Genomic DNA, 19,713 nt, shown 5'->3' with positions numbered 1-19,713 from the left:
TCGCCACAGGGGCCGCGGTGCACGACCGGAACCGTTCCTCCCGCGCCGGTGCGCGCCGCGGTCCTGTCGACCGGCGGCCGTCCGGTCCGGGTGAGTCCGCTCCTAGCGGCCGGCGCCGGAGGTCAGCGGCGGGTCGGTGAGAGCCGGACCGTGGAGCACGTAGTGGCGTGGTGCCAGCGCCGCGGGGTGGCGGGGGAGCGCGGCCAGGCAGCGGAGGTGCGCCTCCTCCGGCGTGCGGATCCCGGGGGTGGCGGTCAGGTGCGCCACCAGGGGGATGCCGTGCTCCGCGGGCAGGACTCGGCTGGTGGACGGTGCCAGGGCGTCGTCCAGCAGTGCCTGCACCTCGGTCAGGTCCACCCAGCAGTTGTCCACCAAGTGCCAGGTGTCGGGGCGGGCGATGGGCGGCAGGGCGATCGCTTCCCGCTGCCGCGCCGGGGTCAGGTCCGCGCGGGCCGCGGCGAGGAGCAGGCGTTGCACCGCCGCGAGCAGGGACTCGACCTCCTCGCGCGGGACCAGGCCGGTGTCGGCGGTCCAGACGTCCAGCACCAGGTCGGGTTCGACGCTGGTCAGGCCGAAGCGCAGCGGCGTGCCGTTGCGGGGGGTCGAGCGCCAGCGGATCGTCGTCTCACCGGACGTGGCGGGCGCGGGCGCTCGGCGGGCGAAGGGGGTGTTGGGGCCGAACCACGACTCCGGCACCGTGCTGTTGAACAACGGGTCGTAGTCGAACACCAGGCCGCGGTCGTGCGCCGTCCGGTCGTCCGACGCCGCGCGGGCCGCGGCGTCGTACCGGCCGTGCCTGCTGGCCTCCAGGACGGCCGTCCAGGTGTGCCTGACCAGGGTGTCGAAGTCGTGGTCCGCCACGTCCACGGCGGCCAGGCAGCCCTGGGCGAGGGTGCCGACGTACCCGGTCAGGGCGCGGTCGAAGCGGTTGCCCGACAGCAGGGGCAGGATCAGCTCCCGGTAGCCGGTGCGGTGCGCCAGGACGGCGCTGATCGCCGCCAGGACGATGCTGGAGCGGCTCGCCCTGGTCCGGGCGGCGATCCGGCGCAGCGCCCGTCCCGCCGCCGGTGACGACATCTCCACCGCCGCCGACTCGCCGGTGGCGGTGGCGCCGGGGAGCAGGTACAGCGAGCGGGGGGTGCGGCGGGACAACGAGCCCAGGTGCGCGAGCGCCGCCCGTGCCCGGCGCCGTTCCAGCGGGGTGGCCTCGATCTCGGCCTGGTCCAGCGGTTGGCGGCGCGGTGGGCCGACCTCGCGGAGGGACGGGGTGGCGGTCAGTTCCCGGAACTCGTGCTTGAGCACCTCGATCGCCGCCCGGTCCACGGCCATGTGGGAGAACTCGGCGGCGCACGCGACCACCAGGTCGTCCTGCTCCGGGGCCACCGCCACCACCAGGCGCACCGCGGGCCGCGTGCCGTCCGGGGTGTCCCGCAGCCAACGCAGGAGCGCCGACGCGACCGCGGGCTGGTCGGGTTCGCCCCACGTGCCTTCACCCAGGGAGCAGACGACCACCGGGACCGCCCCGGACGCCGCCACGGTCTGCCGGGGGTCCTCGCGGCCCGAGTACGAGGTGCGCAACCCCTCGTGACGGGCGACCAGGACGGCCACGGCCGCGGTCACGTCCGGCACGTGAACGCCTCGGGGCACCGGCACGTCCACGGGCAGGGTGGCGTGGAAGTGGTCCGGGGTCCGCATCAGCCAGCGCACGATGTTCAGCTGCCCGAGGGTCAGCGGTCCTTCGCGGTGGGCCAGACCGGCGAACTCGACCGCCTCCGAGCGCACGGTGGTCAGGCGCACCCGTCGTCTGCGGGGCCGGGTGGGCGCGTTCACCGCAGTGCCGCCCTCAGGACTGCCCGCAGGACCGCCCGCAGGCCGTCCGTCCGCGGCCGGACGTGGTCGAGCCCGCCCGCCGACGCCTTCGACTCCGGCCGACGCCGGGCGGATCCGCCGGTCGCCGTCGCCGTTGCCGGTGACCGGCGTCGCCCCGCGCCGACCAGCAGCGCGGCGGGGCGCTCCGGTCGGTGTCCGGCAGGTCCACTTCGGAGCCCCGAACCGGGCCCGCCCGGCAGGACGCCCGGCCCGGCACCACACCCGGCCCACGGGTGGCGCGCCGCGCGCTCGCCGGGGACGGTCCGGGCGAGCACGGCCATCCGGGACGTCGCCCCGGTCTGCCCGCGCAGCGCGAAGAACCGGCCACCGCGCCGCCGCACCGCCCCCGCCGACCGGGCGGACCGCACCTCGGCGGTCGAGGGAAGGGATGCGGCCGGGTGGCCCAACCGCGGTGCGGCGAGACAGGCCGGCAGCGCGGACCGGTGGCGGTCGCCCGTGCCCAGGACGACGGTCTTGTCGTTGTGCCGCAACGCTGTTGCGACCGGCTCGGCCGGCTCGGCGCAGCTCGGCGCGCCACCGCCGGGTGGCGCGACGGCAGCCGGGGCCGGCGGCGCACCGATACCGGCCACCGGGTCCAGCGCGGTCGTCGCCATGCCGCACATTCTGCGGTCCCGACGCGAGCGCGGTCCAGAGCGCCGGTTCGGCGAACGGGTCGCTTGACGGCCGGCACCCGATGGCGTGAAATCTCCTGTCACCGGCCGGGAAGGAGAGCGTGGACGATGACCGCTGAGATCCACGACTTCCCGAGGCGGCCGCTCACCGCGGTGAAGAACGACACCGACCGGATCGGCGGGGACTCCGCGCTCGGCCCCGCGCGGTCGGCATGAAGATCGCGCTGCGCGCCGCCGCCAAGGTCGGTGAGGCCAAGGCCGTCACGGACGTGCTCGGTGGCGCCATGCCGCCGGTGAGCTGGACCAAGGGTGACACCGGACACCTGCTCGTCGCGCCCGCGCGCATCGTCCGGCCCGGCCCGTTCGGCTCCGGCGGCCACCACCTCGGCCCGATCCTCGGGCGCGCCGATGCGTGAGCGCCGCGTCACCGTCCCCTTCTCCGGACCCGGCGCGGGCACCGCACCCCTGACGTGGGGCCAGAAGGCGATCATGCGCGACATGCGCGCGACCGGCTGGCCGCACAACAACAGCGGCGCGCACCCGCTGCCCGAAGGCGTGACCGTCGCCGACCTGGCGGCCCGGCTGGGCGAGATGATGTGCCGCCACCCCGCGCTGCGGATGACGATCGGCGTCGGCGACGACGGCGAGCCGTGCCAGGTGGTCGTGCCCTCCGGCGAGATCGACGTCGAGGTGACCGCCTTCGACGACGACGCGGACCCCGCCGAGGTTCGGGGGCACAGCCACAAGGTCTGGTTCGAGTGGATGATGACCCCGTTCGAGGGGCACACCCCGTGGCTGGTCCGGCTGGCGGTGCTGGAGCACCGCGGCCGGGCGGCGCACCTGGTGTTCGCGGTCAACCACCTCGTCGCCGACGGCACGGGCACGCTGCTGCTGATGACCGGCCTGGGCGTCGGCGAGCTGGCCGACCGCGAGCTGGACCCCGACGCCATCACCGGGCTGGACCTCGCGCGCCGCGAGCAGACCCCCGAGGTGCGGCGCACCAGCGACGGCGCGATGCGCTACTGGGAGCAACGGCTCCGGGACCTGCCGCGCGCGACGTTCGGCGAGCCGAAGTACCCGGAGGGGCGGCTCGGGCACCGCTACTGGCACGGCCGGTTCAGCTCGCCGGCCGCCCACCTGGCGGTGCTGGCCATCGCCCGCCGCACCCGCACCGACACCGCGCGGGTGCTGCTGGCCGTGCTGGCCATCGCGATCGGCCGCGCCACCGGCGTCGACCCGCTCACCACCAACGTCATCGTCAGCAACCGGTTCCGGCCCGGCTTCGCCGACGTGATCGGCACGCTGAGCCAGAACTCGGTGGTGACGCTGGACCTGGGCGGCACGGTGGACGAGGTGGTGGCGCGGACCCGGCACGCGGCGACGGCCGCGTGGATGCGCGCCTACTACGACCCCGACCAGCTCGACCGCCTGGTGGCCCGCCTCGACGCGGAGCGCGGCCACCCGGCCGAGGTCACGTGCCGCATCAGCGACCTGAGGTTCAGCACCCGCCCGGACGCCGAGGAGCTGCTGGCCGACGACGACCCGGTGACCGAGCAGCGGGTGCGGGCCGAGCTGCCCCGGACGTCCCTGTCCTGGGACGGCCACCTCGACGCGATGCCCGACCAGCTGTTCATCAGCGTCGAGGACCGCCCCGGCACGGTCCACCTCCAGATGGTGTTCGACATGGCCGTGCTCACCACCGACCAGGTGGAGACGATGCTCCACGCGGTCGAGGAGGTGGCGCTGCGAGCCGCGTTCGACCCGACGGCGCCCGCTATCGGTCCCACGTCACCGGCAGCTCCTGGAAGCTCCTGACCACCAGGCCGGGCTTGAGGCGCAGCTCCGACTCCGGCACGGCCAGGCGGAGGTTCGGCAACCGGCGCAGCAGGCCGCCCAGGGCCTCCTGGAGCTCCATGCGGGCCAGGGAAGCGCCGATGCAGTGGTGCGCGCCGGCGCCGTACCCGATGTGCGGGTTGGGCGAGCGGGTCAGGTCGAGCCGGTCGGCGTCCGGGAACACCGACTCGTCGCGGTTGGCCGACACCACGGCGGGCAGCACGACCGAGCCCGCCGGCACCGTGACGCCGCCCAGGTCGACGTCCTCCAGGGCGACCCGGGGCATCAGGATGCCGCTCTCGCCCAGCTGGATGTAGCGGGTCAGCTCCTCCACGGCCACCGCGACGGCGTGCGGGTCGTCGCCGCGCAGGGCCGCGAGCTGGTCGAGGTGGCTGGACAGGACGGTGACGAACAGGTTGATCTGGTTGGTGGTCGACTCGTGGCCGCCGGCGAGCAGCCCGGCGGTGACGGACACCAGTTCCCGCTCGGACAGCGAGTCCTCCCGGTCCCACGCGGCGACCAGGGCGCTCATCAGGTCGTCGCCGGGGTTCGCGCGCCGCTTCTCGATCAGCTCCCCGAACGAGGCCAGCGCGGCGCGCGGCGGGCCCGGGTCGGCCCGCCAGTCGCCGACCAGCGCGTCCGACCACTCCTTGACCCGGTCCTGGTCCTCGTCGGCCACGCCGAACAGCCCGCTGATCACCGCGATGGGCAGCGGCGCGGACACGTGCGCGCTCAGGTCCGCGCCGGGACCGGCCTCTTCGAGGCGGTCGACCATGCCGTCCACGAGCCCGGCCACCGTCGCGCGCAGGTCCTCCACGCGGCGCGCGGTGAACGCGCTGCCGACCACGCGGCGGACCTTGGTGTGCAGGGGCGGGTCCATGCCCAGCAGCGAGTCGTCGGCCAGCGACCCCAGCTCCCACTCCGGACCCTTCGGCCCGGTGGCCGCGGCGCGGCTGAACCGGGGGTCGCTGAAGACCGTGCGGACGTCCGCGTGCCGGGTCGCGAGGTAGGCGGGGGAGCCGTCGGGCAGCTCCACCTTCGGCACCGGGTCCTCGGCGCGCAGGCGCGCGTACTCCGGCGACGGGTGGTGCAGCGACGGCGCGGGCGGGAGCGGGAAGCGGATCACGGGTGGCCTCCTTCGGCGTAGGCGACGAGCCGGTCGACCACCTGGGCGGGGGTGGGCATGGCGTGGATGCGGTCGCGCAGCTGCTCGGCGGCCTCGCGCCACGGCCCGCCGTCCAGCAGCGCGGCGACGCTGTCGCGCACCGACCCGGCATCGGGCTCCTCCAGCACCAGGCCCGCGCCGGACAGCAGCAGGCGTTCGGCGTTGAAGTGCTCGTCGCCGACCTGCGGCAGGACCAGTTGCGGCACGCCGTGGACGAGGGCGGTCATCATCGTGCCCGCGCCGCCGTGCTGGACGAACGCCGCGCTGCCGGGCAGCACCAGGCGCAGCGCGAGGGGCGCGTCGGCCACCCGCACGGTGTCGGGCATCGGGGGCAGCGCGTCGCGGTGGGCCTTGGCCACGGCGACGACCACGTCCGCGCCCAGGCCCGCCACGGCGCGGATGACGTCGGCGAGGTCGGCCCGCTCGGACAGCCCCGGCCCGGCGACCGTGCCGGCGGTGACGCACACGCGCGGCCGGCTCGGCGGTTCGCGCAGCCACGGAGGGAGGATGTGCGTGCCGTTGTAGGGCAGGTAGCGCATCGGCAGGCTCGGCACGGGCAGCGGCACCTGGAGCGGCGCGGGCACCGGGTCGATCATCAGGCCGCCCGCCACGCGCACGTCCGACGACGTGATCCCGAAGCGTCGTGCCATCGGACCGAAGACGCCGTCGTGGTCCCACGTCAGCGTGGAACCGTGGTCCGGTCCCCACAGGACCTGCGCGCCGGGCACGTCCAGCACCGCCGCCGCCACGGCCGCGGCGAGGTTGAACGGCTCCCACAGGACCAGGTCCGGCCGGAAGGACCGTCCGAACGCGACCAGGTCGTCCACCCAGGACTGGGCCATGTGGACCACACCGCCGTCCGGGGTGATCGCCGGACCGTCCGGATCGGGCGTGCCGTCACCGGTGCTGCCACCGACCTTGCCGATCCGGTCGGTGAACACGGCCTCGAAGTCCAGGTGCGGTCCCAGCGGCACGGCGACCAGGCCGGCCTCGTCCACGACCGGCGCGAGCCCCGGCTGGGTGGCCACCAGCACCTCGTGCCCGGCGGCCTGCAAGGCCCACGCCACCGGCACCAGGCAGTAGAAGTGCGAACGCCAGCCCCACGTCGAGATCAGAATGCGCACCCGGCATGGTAACCCGGTGCGGGGGGTGTGCGGAATCCGTTGACGCAGAAGGGGTTCGGGCGCAGTGTTAACCACCGTGGCCGTCACACCCGAACCGCGCCAGTACCCCTTCGAGCCGTTCACCGGCGAGCTGTCGCCGGAACTGGTCGGCATGGTGGAGACCGACCCGGTGAGCCGGGTGCTGCTGCCCGACGGGGAGCCCGCCTGGCTCGTGCTGGACTACGCCGGGTGCGTCAAGGTGCTGGCCGACCCCCGGTTCAGCCGGGTGCTCCACCGGCCGCCGCCGGGGCACCCGCCGCTGCGCGACCTCAACCAGGACGGCCCGGCGCACGCGGCGGTGCGCCGGGTGGGCAGCCGCGCGTTCGGCGGTCGCCGGATGGCGCACTACCGGCCGCGCGTGCAGGCACTGGTGGACGAGCTGGTGGACGCGATGATCGCCGGCCCGCGGCCCGCCGACCTGGTCAGCGGCCTCGTCGCGCCCCTGCCGCTGCTGGTGATCTGCGAGGTGATCGGCGTCCCGGCCACCGACCGCGAGCGGTTCCACGGCTGGCTCGCGGGCCTGAACTCGGTGGTGGACTACAACTCCGCGGAGGCCGCGAAGTCGCTGTGGGTCTACCTGGCGGGGCAGCTGGCCGCCAAGCGGGTGGAGCCCGGCGACGACCTGCTGTCGGTGTGGCTGGAGGGCGGCGACGACCACGGCCTGTCCGACGAGGAGATCATCCTGCTGGCCATGGGGTTGCTGCGCGGCGGCCTCGAGGTCGGCTCGACGGCCGCGGGTGTCCGGGTGCTGTTCCAGCACCCGGAGCAGCTGGCGGACCTGGTGCGGTCACCCGAGAAGATCCCCGCCGCGGTGGACGAGATCCTGCGGTACACCGCGGTCAGCAGCATGTTCCGCGTGCAGGTCGTCACCGAGGACGTGACCGTCGGTGACGTCGCGATGAGCGCCGGGGACCGCGTCATGGCCGTGCCGTGGGTGGCCAACCGCGATCCCCGGGTCTTCGGCGACCCCAACGTGTTCGACATCGACCGGGTGCCCCGCACGGCGCACCTGGCCTTCGGGTTCGGGCCGCACTTCTGCCTCGGCACGGCCCTGGCCCGGATGGAGGTCGAGCTGTCCATCGCGACGCTGCTGCGCCGGCTGCCGGGGCTCGCGCCCGCGGTCGCGGTCGAGGAACTGCCGTGGCGCCACGACCGGATCAACGGGGGCATCGTCGAGTTCCCGGTGGTGTGGCGCGAGGATCAGTAGTCCTCCACCGCGTTGACCCGGTCGGGCCAGTACCGCTCGCCCGGCGCGGGCTCGTAGTGCTCCCAGCGCGGCGGGTTGCCCGTCGGCACGTCACCCAGCACCGTGATGCGCTGACCCCGGCGGCGCTCGCGGTAGTCGTTGACGGCGTAGTGCTGCGTCACCCGGTTGTCCCACATCGCCACGTCACCGGGCTGCCAGCGGAAGCGGCAGGTGAACTGCGGACCTTCGGAGAACCGGAACAGGTACTCCAGCAGGGCGTCGCTCTCGTTGCGCGACAACTGGGGGATGTGCGAGGTGAACAGGCGGTTGACGTAGAGCGATCGACGGCCGGTGTCCGGGTGCACGCGCACCACCGGGTGCTCGGCGCGGCTGGAGAACTCGGTGCCCACGCGGATGGTGTGGATCGCGGTCAGGCCGTCCACCAGGTCGCGCAGCGGGGCCGACAGCGACTCGTACACCAGGCACTGGTTGGTCCACATGGTGTCGCCGCCGTTGGGCGGCAGGTCGATCAGGTGCAGCACCGACGCGATCGGCGGGCTCTCGTGGAAGGTCATGTCCGTGTGCCACACGTCGACCTTCGCGCCTTCCTCCGAGTCGATGACGACGATCTCCGGGTGGCTCTCCAGCCGCGGCAGGTACGGGTGCAGCTCCACCTCGCCGAAGCGCCGCCCGAAGTCGATGTGCGCCTGCGGCGTCAGGTTCTCCTGACCGCGCAGGAACACCACCTGGTGCCGCAGCAGCCGGTCGCGGATCAGGTCGAACTGGTCGTCGGTCAACGTGTTCAGGTCGATACCGCTGATCTCCGCGCCGAGGGCGCCGGACACCAGCCGGATTTCCGGGGCGGTCACACTCGTCATCGGGCCATTCTGTGCCACGAAGGGGCATTGGTCCACGGGTTGACTGCGGTGGTGCGGTTCGGGACGCTGCGCCGATGGCGCCCGAGAACGCAGGGGAGCGCTTGGACGCGCTCACCGACCTGGTCACCCCGATGGCCGTGCGCACGGCGGTCACGCTCCGCGTGCCCGACCTGATCGCGGCGGGCACCACCGACCTGACCGCGCTGGCGCAGCGCTGCGGCGCCGATCGGGACGCGCTGGGCCGGTTGTTGCGCCACTTGGCCCACCGCGACGTGTTCGCGGAGGTCTCACCGGACGTGTTCGCGTTGACCGGACTGGGCGAACTGCTCCGCGACCGCGGCGACACCGGCTACGGCACGAGGTTCGACCTGGACGCCTTCCCGGCCCGGATGGACCTGGCCGCGCTCGGCCTGCCGCACGCGGTGCGCACGGGCGAACCGGGCTACGCGTCGGTGCACGGCCGCGACTTCTGGTCCGACCTGGACGCGACCCCGCAGTACCGCGCGCACTTCGACCGGCTGATGGCCGGTCTCCAGGCGTCGACCGCGCCGCAGGTGGCCGAGCTCTACCCGTGGCCGGAGGTGGGTCTGGTGGCCGACGTCGGCGGCGGGTCCGGCGCGCTGCTGGCCGAGCTGCTGGCCGCGCACGGGCACCTGCGCGGGATGCTGGTGGACCGGGCCGAGCCGGTGGCCACCGCGGCGGCGCGGTTCGCCGGGACCGGCCTGGGCGAGCGGGTGGAGGCGGTCGAGGGCGACTTCTTCCAGCCCCTGCCCGCGGGCGCGGACGTCTACGTCGTCTCGCGCGTGCTGACCGACTGGAACGACGCCTCCGCCGCGACGATCCTGCGCCGTTGCGCCGAAGCGGCCGGCCCGGACGGACGAGTGCTCGTGGTCGAGGTGCTGCCCACCGAGCCGCACGTGCCGCACCTGTCGCCGTTCGACCTCCGGATGCTGGTGGAGGTGGGCGGCCGGGAGCGGGACCGCGCGGCGCACGACGCGCTCGCCGCGTCGGTCGGCCTGGCGCCGGCGCGGACGTTCGCGGGCTCGGATGGCCTGGCGCTCATGGAGTTCCGGGCGGCGTTGCGCTGATCGCCCTCTTGCCGCGCGATTCTCCGCGCCTTACCGTCACGCTGAGCGTCAAACCTGTCGCCTGTCGAAGGGCGGACGCGCATGACCGTTTCCGACTCACCGCAGCATCGGACTTTCCTCGACGGTCTGGCCCACAGCGAGTCGGGACGGCTCCTCCAGGAGGAGCTGCGCCGCCGTTGGCCGGAGACGACCGACGAGCTGGCCTCGATGGCGCGGTTCGCCCTGGTGCCGGCCGGGAAGCTGCTGCGCCCGCTGATGGCGCTGCACACCGCGCAGGCCGTCGGCGGCGACCCGCAGCGCGTCACCGCGGCCGTGCTCGCGCTGGAGTACGTCCACACCGCGACCCTCGTGCACGACGACATCATCGACGGCGACGACCTGCGCCGGGGCCGGCCCTCGGTGCACGCCGCCTACGGAGTCCCGAACGCGATCGTCGCGGGTGACGGCCTGATCTTCAGCGCCTTCGAGTCGCTTGTGGACGAACCGTGGCCCGCCTCGCCCGCGCGCGTGGTGGCGGCGGTCGGCGAGCTGGCCGAGGTCGGCCGCGAGCTGTGCCGCGGCCAGGTGCTGGAGTCGCGCCTCGTCGGCGACCCGGAGGAGGGCGCGCGCTGGTACGAGGAGATGGTGCGCCTCAAGACCGGCGCGCTGTTCCGGGCGGCCTGCTACATCGGGGCGACGTTGGGCGGCGCGGGCGCGGACATCGGCACGATGATGGCCTCCTACGGCGAGAACGTCGGCATCGCCTTCCAGATCCGCGACGACCTGCTGGCCTTCGTCGCCACGCCCGAGCAGACCGGCAAACCCGGCGACAGCGACCTGCTCAACGGACGGCCCACCCTGCCGGTGCTGCTGGCCTACGAGGCGGCCGACGAGGCCGATCGCCGAGAGCTGCGGGACGTCCTGGGACGCCGTGCCGCCCAGGAGGGCGACGTGCGGTGGGTCCGTGACCTGGTGGCCGCTTCCGGCGCGGTGGAGAGCGCGCACCGGCGGATGGTGTCCCACGTGGAGCTGGCGCTGGCCGGGCTGGCGGGGCTGCCGCCGTCGCCGCACGCGACCGCGCTGGCCGACATCGCGCGCTGGACCACGAGCGGCGCGCGGTGAGCGCGCCGCCGGACGGCCGGGGGTGAGGGCGTGGGCTTCGGCGCGGCGGTCCGGGCGCACGTGGAGACGTGGCGCCCTTACACGCTTTGGTACGTCGGGCTGATCGGGCTCGGCGGCGCGGTCCTGGCCGGCGCGGCCGGGCACCCGTGGCGGCTGCTCGCGGCGTGGGCCGCGCCCACCGCGGGCTGGCTGGGCGGGCACTACCTGGGCGACTACTTCGACCGGCGCCTGGACGCCATCGGCAAACCGCACCGACCGATCCCTTCGGGACGGTTGAGCCCGCGCGTCGCCCGGACGTGCGGTGTGCTGTGCATGCTGGTGGTGGCGGTGATCGCGGTGCTGGGCGGGTGGCCGACGTTGCTGGCCGCCGTGCTCGGCGTGTTCGGGATCGTCGCCTACAGCCGGTGGGCCAAGGCGCGGGGCATCGCGGGCAACCTGGTGCGCGGCGCGCTCGGCGCGATCGCCCTGGTGTACGGGGTGTGCGTGGCCGGGACGTGGCCGTCGTCGGGGATCGCCGCGGTGGTCGCGCTGGCGGCGGTGTTCTGGCTGCACGACACGACGTCCAACCTGGTCGGCGCGCTGCGCGACGTGGAGGGCGACCGGGCGGGCGGCTACGGCACGCTGCCGGTGCGCCGCGGCATGCCGTTCGCGGTGTGGACGGTCCTCGCGCTGTACCTGGCGGTGATCGGCGCGGCGGTGGCGGGCGGGCTGCTCTCCGCGGTCGGCGACCGGGCGGCGTACCTGGGGACGCTGGCCGTCGTGGCCGCGCTGGGCGTGCTCGCGCTGGCGCCCCTGGTCCGGCGGCGCGCGGACGTGCCGGTGGTCGTCGCGCTGCGGAGCCACGAAGTGCTGGTGCTCGAACGGCTCGTGCTCGCCTCGGCGGTCGTGGGCCTCGGCCTGGGCGTCGGCTGGCAACTGGGGCTGGCCCTGCCGCTGGCCGCGCTGACATGGTGGACGCAGTCGGCGATGCGGAGCAGGCACGAGCTGGGCACGTCCCGGCCGTCCGGGGTCCGTTCGCGCCGCCTGATCCCGTTGGAGGACAAGACATGACAGCCGGGTCGCAGGTCGACGTCGCGAAGGCCGTGGAGCGCGGCGCGGAGGCGCTGCTGGCCCGGCAGCGCCCGGACGGCGCGTTCACCGACGACCCGCCCGCCTCCGTGCTGGGCACGGCGGGCACGATCACGGCGCTGCACGCCGCCGACCCGGTCGCCCACGCCGACCTGGTCGCGGGCGGCGCGGCGTGGCTGCGCGACCGGCAGCACGGCGACGGCGGCTGGGGCGGGGTGGACGGCGCGCCCACCGAGGCCGTGCCCACGGCCATCGCCACCGCCGCCCTGCGCATCGTCTCCCCGGAGCGCAGCGCGACGGCCGTGACCGCCGGGCGCGCCGCGCTGGCCGCGCTGGGCGGCGTGGACGCGGTGACCGACCGGGCGGTGGCGCTGATGTGCCGGCAGTTCCTGACCCTGGCCGGGTTGACCGCCGAGGCGGGGGCGCTGCGGCGGCTGCCGCTGGAGATCGTGCTGGCCGACAAGCTGCGCCGGCGGCTGATCTCGTTCCGCACCGCGCCGTTCGTCGGCCTGGCGCTGGCGCAGGACGACCTGCTGCCCGCGGGCCCGGTGCGCCGGTTCACCCTGCGCCTGGCCCGTCCGGCGGCGCTGCGACTGGTCCGGGCGGTGTACGAGCACGAGGGCCGCACCGGGGCGCTCAGCGAGGACCCGTGGCCCGCCGCCCTGGTCCTGCTCGGCCTGGCCCGCTCCGGCGAGGCGCCCGACATCGCCGCCGCCATCGCGGGCTGGCTGCGCGCCGCGGTCCGGCCCGAGGGCGCGTGGGACGCGGTGGCCAACCTCGACCTGACCCGCACCGGCTACGCCACCACCGGCCTGGTCGCCGCCGGGTACGCCGACGACCCCCGGCTGCGCGCGGCCCGTGACTTCCTGCACGCCGCCCGCACCACCGAGCCGTTCACCGTCCTGGACGTCCCGGCGGGCGGCTGGAGCTTCTCCACCCGGCGCGGCTGGCCCGTGACGCTGGAGTCGGCCGAGATCCTCAGCGCGCTGGCCGGGCTGCCCGGCGCCGCCGAGGACGACCGGCTGCGCGGCGGGCTGGAGTGGCTGACCGGGCGGCAGGACACGCGCGGCTCGTGGAGCCTGTGGGTGCGCGACACCAAGCTCGCCAACGACGGGCCGTGCCCGGCGATCACCAGCCAGGCCGTGCAGGCCCTGCTGGACGCCGGTCGCCCCGCCGACGACCCGGCCGTGGCCTCCGCCGCCGCGTGGCTGCTCACCTCGCAGAACCCGGACGGCACGTTCGAGAACCTGTGGTACCGCGACCACACGTCCGGGACCGCCGTCGTGGTCGCCGCGCTGGCGCGGGCCGGGCACGGCGGGCACGAGGTCGTGCGCAAGGCGGTGGCCTGGCTGCTGCGCACCCAGCTGCCCGACGGCTCCTGGGGTCCGGGCGACGGGACCGAGGGCTCGGTCGAGGAGACGTCCTGGGCGGTCCAGGCGCTGCTGGCGGCGGGGACCGGCGCGGACGCGGTGGAGCGGGGCGCGGCCTGGCTGGTGGCCGCCGTCGGACCCGACGGTGGGTGGGAGCCCACGCGGGTGTGCAACTACATCCGCCACCACGTGCGCTACGCCAACGGCGTGATCACGCAGGCCGTGGCGCTCAAGGCGCTGGGCGAGTACCGGGCCGCCGTCCGATGACGCTCCCGGGGACCGTCGACGTCGTCGTGTCCGGGGCGGGCGCGGGCGGGCTGGCCGCCGCGCGGGCGCTGGGCGCGACCGGCCTGAGGGTGCTGGTGCTGGACCGCAGGCGCACCCCCGCGCCGACCGCCAAGGGCGAGATCCTCCAGCCCGGCGCGGTGCGCGTGCTGGCCGACTGGGGCGCGTTGGACGACCTGAGGGCCGCCGACGCGCGCCCGGTCGACCGGCTGGCCATCCGCGACGGCGACGGCGCCGCGCTGCTCACCGTCGAGTACGGCGCCCTGCCCGGCCCGCACCGGCAGGTGCTGTGCGCGGCCTACGAGGACCTGTGCGCGGCGATCACCCGCTCGCTGCCCGACACCGTGGAGGTCGTGCGCGGCGTGCGCGTCAGCGGGGTGCTGCGCGAGGGCGGCCGGGTCGCGGGCGTCGCGGTCGACGGCGGCGAGGTCCGCGCGCGGTTGGTCGTGGCGGCCGACGGCATGTCCTCGGCGCTGCGCAAGGACGCCGGGATCACCGTCGACCGGGACGAGTACCCGCACCGGCTGCTGGCCTTCGACGTGGCCGACGCGGACGTGCCCGGCGAGGTGACCGCCTACCGCACCGCGCGCGGCCTGCGCCTGGTCTACCCGCTGCCCGGCCGCCGCTGCCGGCTCTACGTCCAGGTCGCGCCGGACGAGTTCCGCGCCACCGGGCTGGCCGAGCTGGGCCGCTGGGTCGACGGCGTGCTCGCCGAGGTGCCCGCGCTCGCGCCGCTGGCGCCCGCGCTGGCGGCGAGCCTGCACCGCCGGCAGCTGTTCGGCGTGTCCCGGCTGCGCGCGGGACGGCTGGCCGTGCCCGGCCTGGCGCTGGTCGGCGAGGCCGCGCACGCCGTGCACCCGATGGCGGCGCAGGGCGTCAACAGCTCGCTGGCCGACGCCGAGGCGCTGGCCGGGGCGCTGGCCGCGCGGTCCGCCGTGGACGGTGGTGCGGCGGTGGACGAAGCGCTGGCGGCCTACGAGGCGGCCCGGCGGCCCAGCCTGGACCACATCGCGAAGGTCAGCCACAACGCCGCCCGCATGATCACCGCGCTGTCCGGCGCGCCCCGGCTGCTGGGCGCGCGGATGATGCGCCGCACCGCGGCCAACCCCCGGCTGCTGCGGCGCACCGCGGGCAACATGTCCGGCACGGACGTCCGGCCGCTGACGTTCGTCGACCGGCTCTACCAGCTGGGCGTGCTCGCCGACCGGCGTGCCCACGACCCGCACGCGGCCGACCCGAGGGGAAGCGAGGTCCGATGACCGCCGTCGACGCCGACCGGCTGCACGACCTGTCCATGAACGAGACGCCCTACCCGCCGCTGCCCGCGCTGCGGCAGGTGGTCGCCGACGGCGCGGCGCTGCTCAACCGCTACCCCGACCGGCTGGCCGGGGCGCTCACCGCCGGGCTGGCCCGGCACCTGGGCGTCGCACCGGAGGCGGTGCTCGTCGGACCGGGCTCGGCAGGGCTGTTGCAGCACCTGGTGCAGTCGTTCGGGCCGGCGCCGGAGGTCGTGCACGCGGCGCTGTCGTTCGAGGGCTACCCCCTGATCGTCGCCAACGCGGGCGCCAAGAGCGTGCCCGTGCCCGTGGACGGCTACCGGCACGACCTGCGCGCCATGGCCGACGCGGTCACCGACGCCACCCGGTGCGTGCTGATCTGCAACCCCAACAACCCCACCGGCTCCGCGCTGGGCCGCGCCGAGCTGGCGGAGTTCCTCGGCCGCGTGCCCGCCGACGTGCCCGTGGTGGTCGACGAGGCCTACCGGCACTTCGTCACCGACCCGGACTTCCCCGACGCGCTGGACCTGCGCCGCGACCACCCGAACGTGTGCGTGGTGCGGACCTTCTCCAAGGCCTACGGCCTGGCCGCGCTGCGCGTCGGCTACGCGGTGCTGCCCCCGGACCGGGTGATGGCCGCGCGGATGACCGGCATGATGTTCTTCCCCAACTCCCTGGGCCAGGCCGCGGCGCTGCGCGCGCTCGACCCGGACGTCACCGAGGAGCTGGCGCGGCGGTGCGCCGACGTGGCCGAGCAGCGCGCCCGGCTGGTCGCCGGGTTGCGCGACGCCGGGCACACCGCGCCCGACAGCGAAGCCAACTTCGTGTGGCTGCCGCTGGGGGAGGACAGCGCCGCGTTCACCGCCGACGCCAAGGCCGCGGGCATCCTGGTGGCGTGCCTGGACGGTCGGGGTGTGCGGGTCACCGTCGGCACGGCCGCGGCCAACGACCGGTTCCTGGCCTTCGCGCGCTCGCGGAGGTGAGCGCCGCGCCGGGTCCCGGCGCGGCGCGCGTCCCTACCAGCCCGCCTTGATGGTGGACACGATGTGCCCGCGCTCGTCCTCGGTCAGCCACCAGCCGACCGGGATGGACACCATCCGCGTGCTCACGCTGTCCAGACCGGGCAGCAGCGCGGCGTACTCGCGCACCGTCGTGTAGACGTCGTTGCGCTCGTGCACCTGGCTGGCCATGATGCCCGCCTCCTCCATGCGCCGCATGAACCCGTCGCGGTCGTCGACCTTGATCGTGTAGATCCAGAACGACGACTCGCGGTCGGGCGCGCGTTCGGTCAGCTCCAGGCCCGGCACGTCGGCCAGCTCCGCGTCGAAGTGCGCGGCGTTGCGGCGGTGCTTGGCCAGGACCTCGTCCACGTGCTCCAGGTTGGCCAGGCCGATGCTGGCGTTGATGTCGTTCATGTGGAACTTGAAGCCGAACTCGGGGATGTCGTTGAGGAACGAGAACCGCGCGGTGGTCTCGCGGTCGATGCCGTACCACCGCAGCAGCCGCGCCCGGCGGGCCAGCTCCTTGTCCGGCAGCACGACCAGGCCGCCGTCACCGGCGGTCAGGTGCTTGATGGCCTGGAAGCTGAACACCGAGATGTTGCCGTGGTTGCCCAGCTGCTTGCCGTCGAACGTGGCGCCCCAGGCGTGCGCGCAGTCCTCGATCACCACGGGGCGCACGCCGTGCACCTTCTCCGCCTGGTCCAGCACCTCGGCCAGCCGCCGCAGGTCCACCGGGTAGCCCGCCCAGTGCACCACGATGATCGCCTTCGTCCGCGCGGTGATCTTGCGGGCCAGGTCGTCCAGGTCCATGTTGAGGTTGGCGGGGTCGACGTCCACCCAGCGCAGGCGTAAGCCGTTGGCCAGGATCGGCCAGTTGGTGGCGCTGCACGTCATCGGCGTGGTCAGCACTTCGCCGCCCTCGCCGCCCACACCGCCGGTGACCAGGTGCAGGGCCAGGTGCAGCCCCGAGGTGGCGCTGTTGACGGTGGCGAGCTTCGGGTTGCCGATCCGGGTGGCCAGGGCGGCCTCGAACTCGTCCACCTTGGCGCCCTGCCCGATGAAGCCGCTGGTCAGGACCTTCTCGACGAGGGCCGGCGCGGTGCCGGACATCGCGACCTTGAACAGGGGGATCATGCGTGCTCCTTCGTCGTGCGGCCGGTTTCCGGTCAGCGCGCGCCTCGGTCCCGACCAGGCGGAGGTGGCGCGGTCCGCGGTCGTGCCCGCCGGCCACCACCGACCCGCCCGGCCCGGCGAGCACGTCGACCGGCCGCCACCACCCGACGGTGAGCGGCTGACCGGCGCGCGCGGTCGGGAGCCCCGGGCCACGGCGCGCGCCGGGTGCGGGCGAACGACAGCGCCGGGTCGTGGCTGAACCCGCCCAGCCCGTCGAACCGCCGGACCCGGATGTCGGTCGACCCCAGCGGTTCTGCGAGGACTTCGAGGGGAACGCGGACAGCCGGCGTCTGCACCGACACCGCGTCGAGCGCGGTCACAGTCGGGATCACACCACGCGTCCTGTCGAACGTCAATGTGCCCGGTCGCCGTCGGGCGCCACGGTTCCTGCTCGTCGTGCTGCCGCCGCAAGGTCATCCACAGTGGACAGCGAGGGGGTGGTGCGGCCGGGAGGGCACGTTGCTGCGCGCGCTGGTCGGTCCGGACGCGGACCTCGTGGCCGCCGGGCGGCACGCGCCGGCGGGGACCTGCCGCCACGCGGGCTGCGGAGACCCGAACCGCCGCCGGTGGACCTGGTCGGGATCACCCGCGACCGGGCCGCGCCACCCACCCCCGCCGCGCCACCTGTGGCCGCCTGCTCCGGATGGCGCGCGGACACCCGGTCGCGGCGGAGCGCCGAAGCCGATGACTCCCCGCGGCGGTGCGCCGACGCGTCCGAAAGCGTGATTGTCGTTGCACCGCAGCTAACCTAGCCTCAGCGGATGAGCACCCGCCCAACGCTGTCGGCGCGCGACCCCGTCGCCCCGGACCGGGCCGTCGGCGAGGAGCGGGACCTGGTCATCGAGGCGAGCGGCCTGCGCAAGACCTACCGCAAGCGCGGGCGCAAGGCCAAAGCCGTGGAAGCCGTGCGGGACGTGCACTTCGCGGTGCGCCGGGGCGAGATCTTCGGGTTCCTCGGGCCCAACGGCGCGGGCAAGTCGACCACGCTGCGGATGCTGGCCACCCTGGTCCGCCCGGACGGCGGCAGCGCCCGCATCGGCGGCGTGGACCTGGTGCGCTCGCCCGCGCGCGTCCGCGACGTGATCGGGTTCGTCGCGCAGTCCAGCGGCACCTACGACGACGCCTCGGCGCGGCAGGAACTCGTCGCCCAGGCCCGGATGCACGGCCGGCACAAGGCCGAGGCCGAGCAGCTGGCCGCCGCCGCGATCACGACGTTCGACCTGGAGGAGTTCGCCGACCGCCGCGTCCGCACCTACCCCGGCGGGCAGCGCCGGCGGCTCGACTTCGCGCTGGGGGTGATCCACCAGCCGTCGGTGATGTTCCTCGACGAGCCCACCGCGGGCCTGGACCCGCCCAGCCGGGCGCGCATGTGGCGGGAGGTGCGGCGGTTGCGCGACAACGGCATGACCGTCTTCCTCACCACCCACTACCTCGACGAGGCCGACTCGTTGTGCGACCGCATCTCCATCATCGACCGGGGCCTGATCGTCGCCGAGGGCACGCCCTCGGACCTCAAGCGGGAGATCTCCGGCGACGTCGTCACGGTCGGCCTGGCGGCCCCCGACGAGGCGGGGCAGCTCGACGCCGACAAGCTGCGCCGGGCCGCCGACGTGCTGGCCCCGCAGCGCTACGTGCGCGGTGTGGAAGCGGTCGACACGACCCTGCGCCTGTACGTGGACGGCGCGGCCACCGCCATCCCCCTCATCACGGCCGCGCTGCTGCGCGCCGGGATCGAGCCGAACGCCGTCGAGGCCCGCAGGCCCAGCCTGGACGACGTGTTCCTGGCCAAGACCGGCCGCACCCTGGACGACTGAAGGACGGCCGGCGTGAAAGTGCTCCGCGACACCTGGCTGATCTTCACCTTCGAGACCAGGATCATGGCGCGCAACCCCACCGTGGTCGCGCTGACCCTGGCCCAGCCGATCACGTTCCTGGTGCTGTTCGCGCCCTTCCTCAAGGTCGCGATGGCGGGCCGCGGCGTGGAGAGCTACGGCGACGCCTACGCCGTCTACGTGCCCGGCCTGTTCGTCGCGATGGGCCTGCTCGGCGGCCTGTACGCGGGCTACGGCCTGCTCAGCTCGTTGCGCGCGGGCATCATCGACCGCTGCCGGGTCACCCCGGTCAGCCGCACCGGCCTGCTGCTGGGCCGGGCGCTGATGCACGTGGCGCTGCTGGAGTTCCAGGCGACGGTGATCACCGTCGCGGCCCTGCCGTTCGGGCTGCGGGTGAACCCGCTCGACCTGGTGGTGGCCTACGCCCTGCTGTCGCTGGTGATCCTGCTCAGCATCTGCATCTCCTACGCCATCGCCCTGCTGGTGCGCAACGAGAACAGCCTGGGCGTGCTGATCAACACCGTCGGCCAGCCCGTGTCGCTGCTCGCCGGCGTGCTCATCCCGCTGACCCTGGCGCCGCTGTGGGTGCAGAACGTGGCGCTGTGGAACCCGTTCGCCTGGGCCACCGACGCCCTGCGCGCCCTGTTCACCGGCCACTTCACCGCGCCCGCGGTCTGGCAGGGCGGCCTCGTCATGCTCGTCGCCTGCGCCGTGGCCGTCGGCTGGTCCATCCGCCTGTTCAACCGGGAGGTCTCGTGAGCCCGGCCGAGGTCGCCGCCTACCCGCGGGCGC

General features: G+C 74.9%; 17 protein-coding genes. 11 read left to right on the top strand and 6 right to left on the bottom strand.

The annotated features are described in order from the left end of the window. Window positions 1-102: 102 nt before the first annotated feature. Window positions 103-1,797 carry a hypothetical protein gene (locus tag IOD16_RS23255; RefSeq protein ID WP_201436132.1) on the bottom strand — a complete coding sequence of 565 codons (1,695 nt, stop codon included), beginning with the start codon at window positions 1,795-1,797 and terminating at the stop codon, window positions 103-105. 29 nt (window positions 1,798-1,826) lie between these two features. After that, window positions 1,827-2,483 carry a hypothetical protein gene (locus IOD16_RS23250; RefSeq protein WP_201436131.1) on the bottom strand — a complete coding sequence of 219 codons (657 nt, stop codon included), beginning with the start codon at window positions 2,481-2,483 and terminating at the stop codon, window positions 1,827-1,829. Between the two features lie 230 nt (window positions 2,484-2,713). On the opposite strand from IOD16_RS23250, the gene IOD16_RS23245 reads away from it, so the two are divergent. Both IOD16_RS23245 and IOD16_RS23240 read left to right on the top strand, forming a co-directional pair. Beyond that, window positions 2,714-2,917 carry a hypothetical protein gene (locus IOD16_RS23245; RefSeq protein WP_201436130.1) on the top strand — a complete coding sequence of 68 codons (204 nt, stop codon included), beginning with the start codon at window positions 2,714-2,716 and terminating at the stop codon, window positions 2,915-2,917. Next, window positions 2,910-4,316: a condensation domain-containing protein gene (locus IOD16_RS23240; protein ID WP_201436129.1), complete on the top strand. Its 1,407-nt coding sequence runs from the start codon at window positions 2,910-2,912 to the stop codon at window positions 4,314-4,316. The genes IOD16_RS23245 and IOD16_RS23240 overlap by 8 nt, the downstream gene beginning before the upstream one ends. Here the strand turns inward: IOD16_RS23240 and IOD16_RS23235 are convergent. Then, a complete protein-coding gene (locus IOD16_RS23235) occupies window positions 4,276-5,460 on the bottom strand; it encodes a cytochrome P450 (RefSeq protein ID WP_201436128.1) in 1,185 nt (394 codons plus the stop codon). The genes IOD16_RS23240 and IOD16_RS23235 overlap by 41 nt on opposite strands. After that, window positions 5,457-6,623 carry a nucleotide disphospho-sugar-binding domain-containing protein gene (locus IOD16_RS23230; protein WP_201436127.1) on the bottom strand — a complete coding sequence of 389 codons (1,167 nt, stop codon included), beginning with the start codon at window positions 6,621-6,623 and terminating at the stop codon, window positions 5,457-5,459. Before IOD16_RS23230 ends, IOD16_RS23235 begins: the two co-directional genes overlap by 4 nt. A gap of 76 nt (window positions 6,624-6,699) precedes the next feature. Between IOD16_RS23230 and IOD16_RS23225 the strand changes: the two genes are divergently transcribed. Further along, window positions 6,700-7,869 (top strand): cytochrome P450, encoded by a 1,170-nt coding sequence (locus IOD16_RS23225; protein ID WP_201436126.1) that lies wholly within the window; start codon window positions 6,700-6,702, stop codon window positions 7,867-7,869. On the opposite strand, the gene IOD16_RS23220 is transcribed toward IOD16_RS23225, so the two are convergent. Continuing rightward, on the bottom strand, window positions 7,863-8,726 hold the full coding sequence (locus tag IOD16_RS23220) for a TauD/TfdA dioxygenase family protein (protein WP_123747008.1): 864 nt from the start codon (window positions 8,724-8,726) through the stop codon (window positions 7,863-7,865). The genes IOD16_RS23225 and IOD16_RS23220 overlap by 7 nt on opposite strands. A gap of 74 nt (window positions 8,727-8,800) precedes the next feature. On the opposite strand from IOD16_RS23220, the gene IOD16_RS23215 reads away from it, so the two are divergent. The 6 genes from IOD16_RS23215 to IOD16_RS23190 all read left to right on the top strand — a co-directional run bounded on the left by IOD16_RS23215 (window position 8,801) and on the right by IOD16_RS23190 (window position 15,898). Next, window positions 8,801-9,814 carry a methyltransferase gene (locus IOD16_RS23215; RefSeq protein ID WP_123747009.1) on the top strand — a complete coding sequence of 338 codons (1,014 nt, stop codon included), beginning with the start codon at window positions 8,801-8,803 and terminating at the stop codon, window positions 9,812-9,814. 81 nt (window positions 9,815-9,895) lie between these two features. After that, on the top strand, window positions 9,896-10,915 hold the full coding sequence (locus tag IOD16_RS23210) for a polyprenyl synthetase family protein (protein WP_201436125.1): 1,020 nt from the start codon (window positions 9,896-9,898) through the stop codon (window positions 10,913-10,915). Between the two features lie 30 nt (window positions 10,916-10,945). Further along, the gene (locus IOD16_RS23205; RefSeq protein ID WP_236594300.1) at window positions 10,946-11,965 is read left to right on the top strand and encodes a UbiA family prenyltransferase; all 1,020 of its coding nucleotides are present in this window, start codon (window positions 10,946-10,948) and stop codon (window positions 11,963-11,965) included. Continuing rightward, the gene (locus IOD16_RS23200; protein WP_201436124.1) at window positions 11,962-13,620 is read left to right on the top strand and encodes a prenyltransferase/squalene oxidase repeat-containing protein; all 1,659 of its coding nucleotides are present in this window, start codon (window positions 11,962-11,964) and stop codon (window positions 13,618-13,620) included. Before IOD16_RS23205 ends, IOD16_RS23200 begins: the two co-directional genes overlap by 4 nt. Continuing rightward, on the top strand, window positions 13,617-14,897 hold the full coding sequence (locus IOD16_RS23195) for an FAD-dependent oxidoreductase (protein ID WP_201436123.1): 1,281 nt from the start codon (window positions 13,617-13,619) through the stop codon (window positions 14,895-14,897). The genes IOD16_RS23200 and IOD16_RS23195 overlap by 4 nt, the downstream gene beginning before the upstream one ends. Further along, window positions 14,894-15,898 carry an aminotransferase class I/II-fold pyridoxal phosphate-dependent enzyme gene (locus tag IOD16_RS23190; protein WP_201436122.1) on the top strand — a complete coding sequence of 335 codons (1,005 nt, stop codon included), beginning with the start codon at window positions 14,894-14,896 and terminating at the stop codon, window positions 15,896-15,898. The genes IOD16_RS23195 and IOD16_RS23190 overlap by 4 nt, the downstream gene beginning before the upstream one ends. Before the next feature lie 33 nt (window positions 15,899-15,931). Here the strand turns inward: IOD16_RS23190 and IOD16_RS23185 are convergent, their stop codons facing one another. After that, entirely contained in the window at window positions 15,932-17,050 is a 1,119-nt protein-coding gene (locus tag IOD16_RS23185) for a DegT/DnrJ/EryC1/StrS family aminotransferase (protein ID WP_201436121.1), read from the bottom strand. Between the two features lie 800 nt (window positions 17,051-17,850). On the opposite strand from IOD16_RS23185, the gene IOD16_RS23180 reads away from it, so the two are divergent. Both IOD16_RS23180 and IOD16_RS23175 read left to right on the top strand, forming a co-directional pair. Then, on the top strand, window positions 17,851-18,903 hold the full coding sequence (locus IOD16_RS23180; protein ID WP_201436120.1) for an ATP-binding cassette domain-containing protein: 1,053 nt from the start codon (window positions 17,851-17,853) through the stop codon (window positions 18,901-18,903). A gap of 12 nt (window positions 18,904-18,915) precedes the next feature. Next, entirely contained in the window at window positions 18,916-19,680 is a 765-nt protein-coding gene (locus tag IOD16_RS23175) for an ABC transporter permease (RefSeq protein ID WP_201436119.1), read from the top strand. Window positions 19,681-19,713 lie beyond the last annotated feature (33 nt).

Origin of the sequence: Saccharothrix sp. 6-C (assembly GCF_016695385.1) — a bacterium.
Lineage (GTDB): Bacteria > Actinomycetota > Actinomycetes > Mycobacteriales > Pseudonocardiaceae > Actinosynnema > Actinosynnema texasense.
Note: the sequence above shows the minus strand (reverse complement) of the source record. Positions and strands in the feature narration are given on the sequence as shown.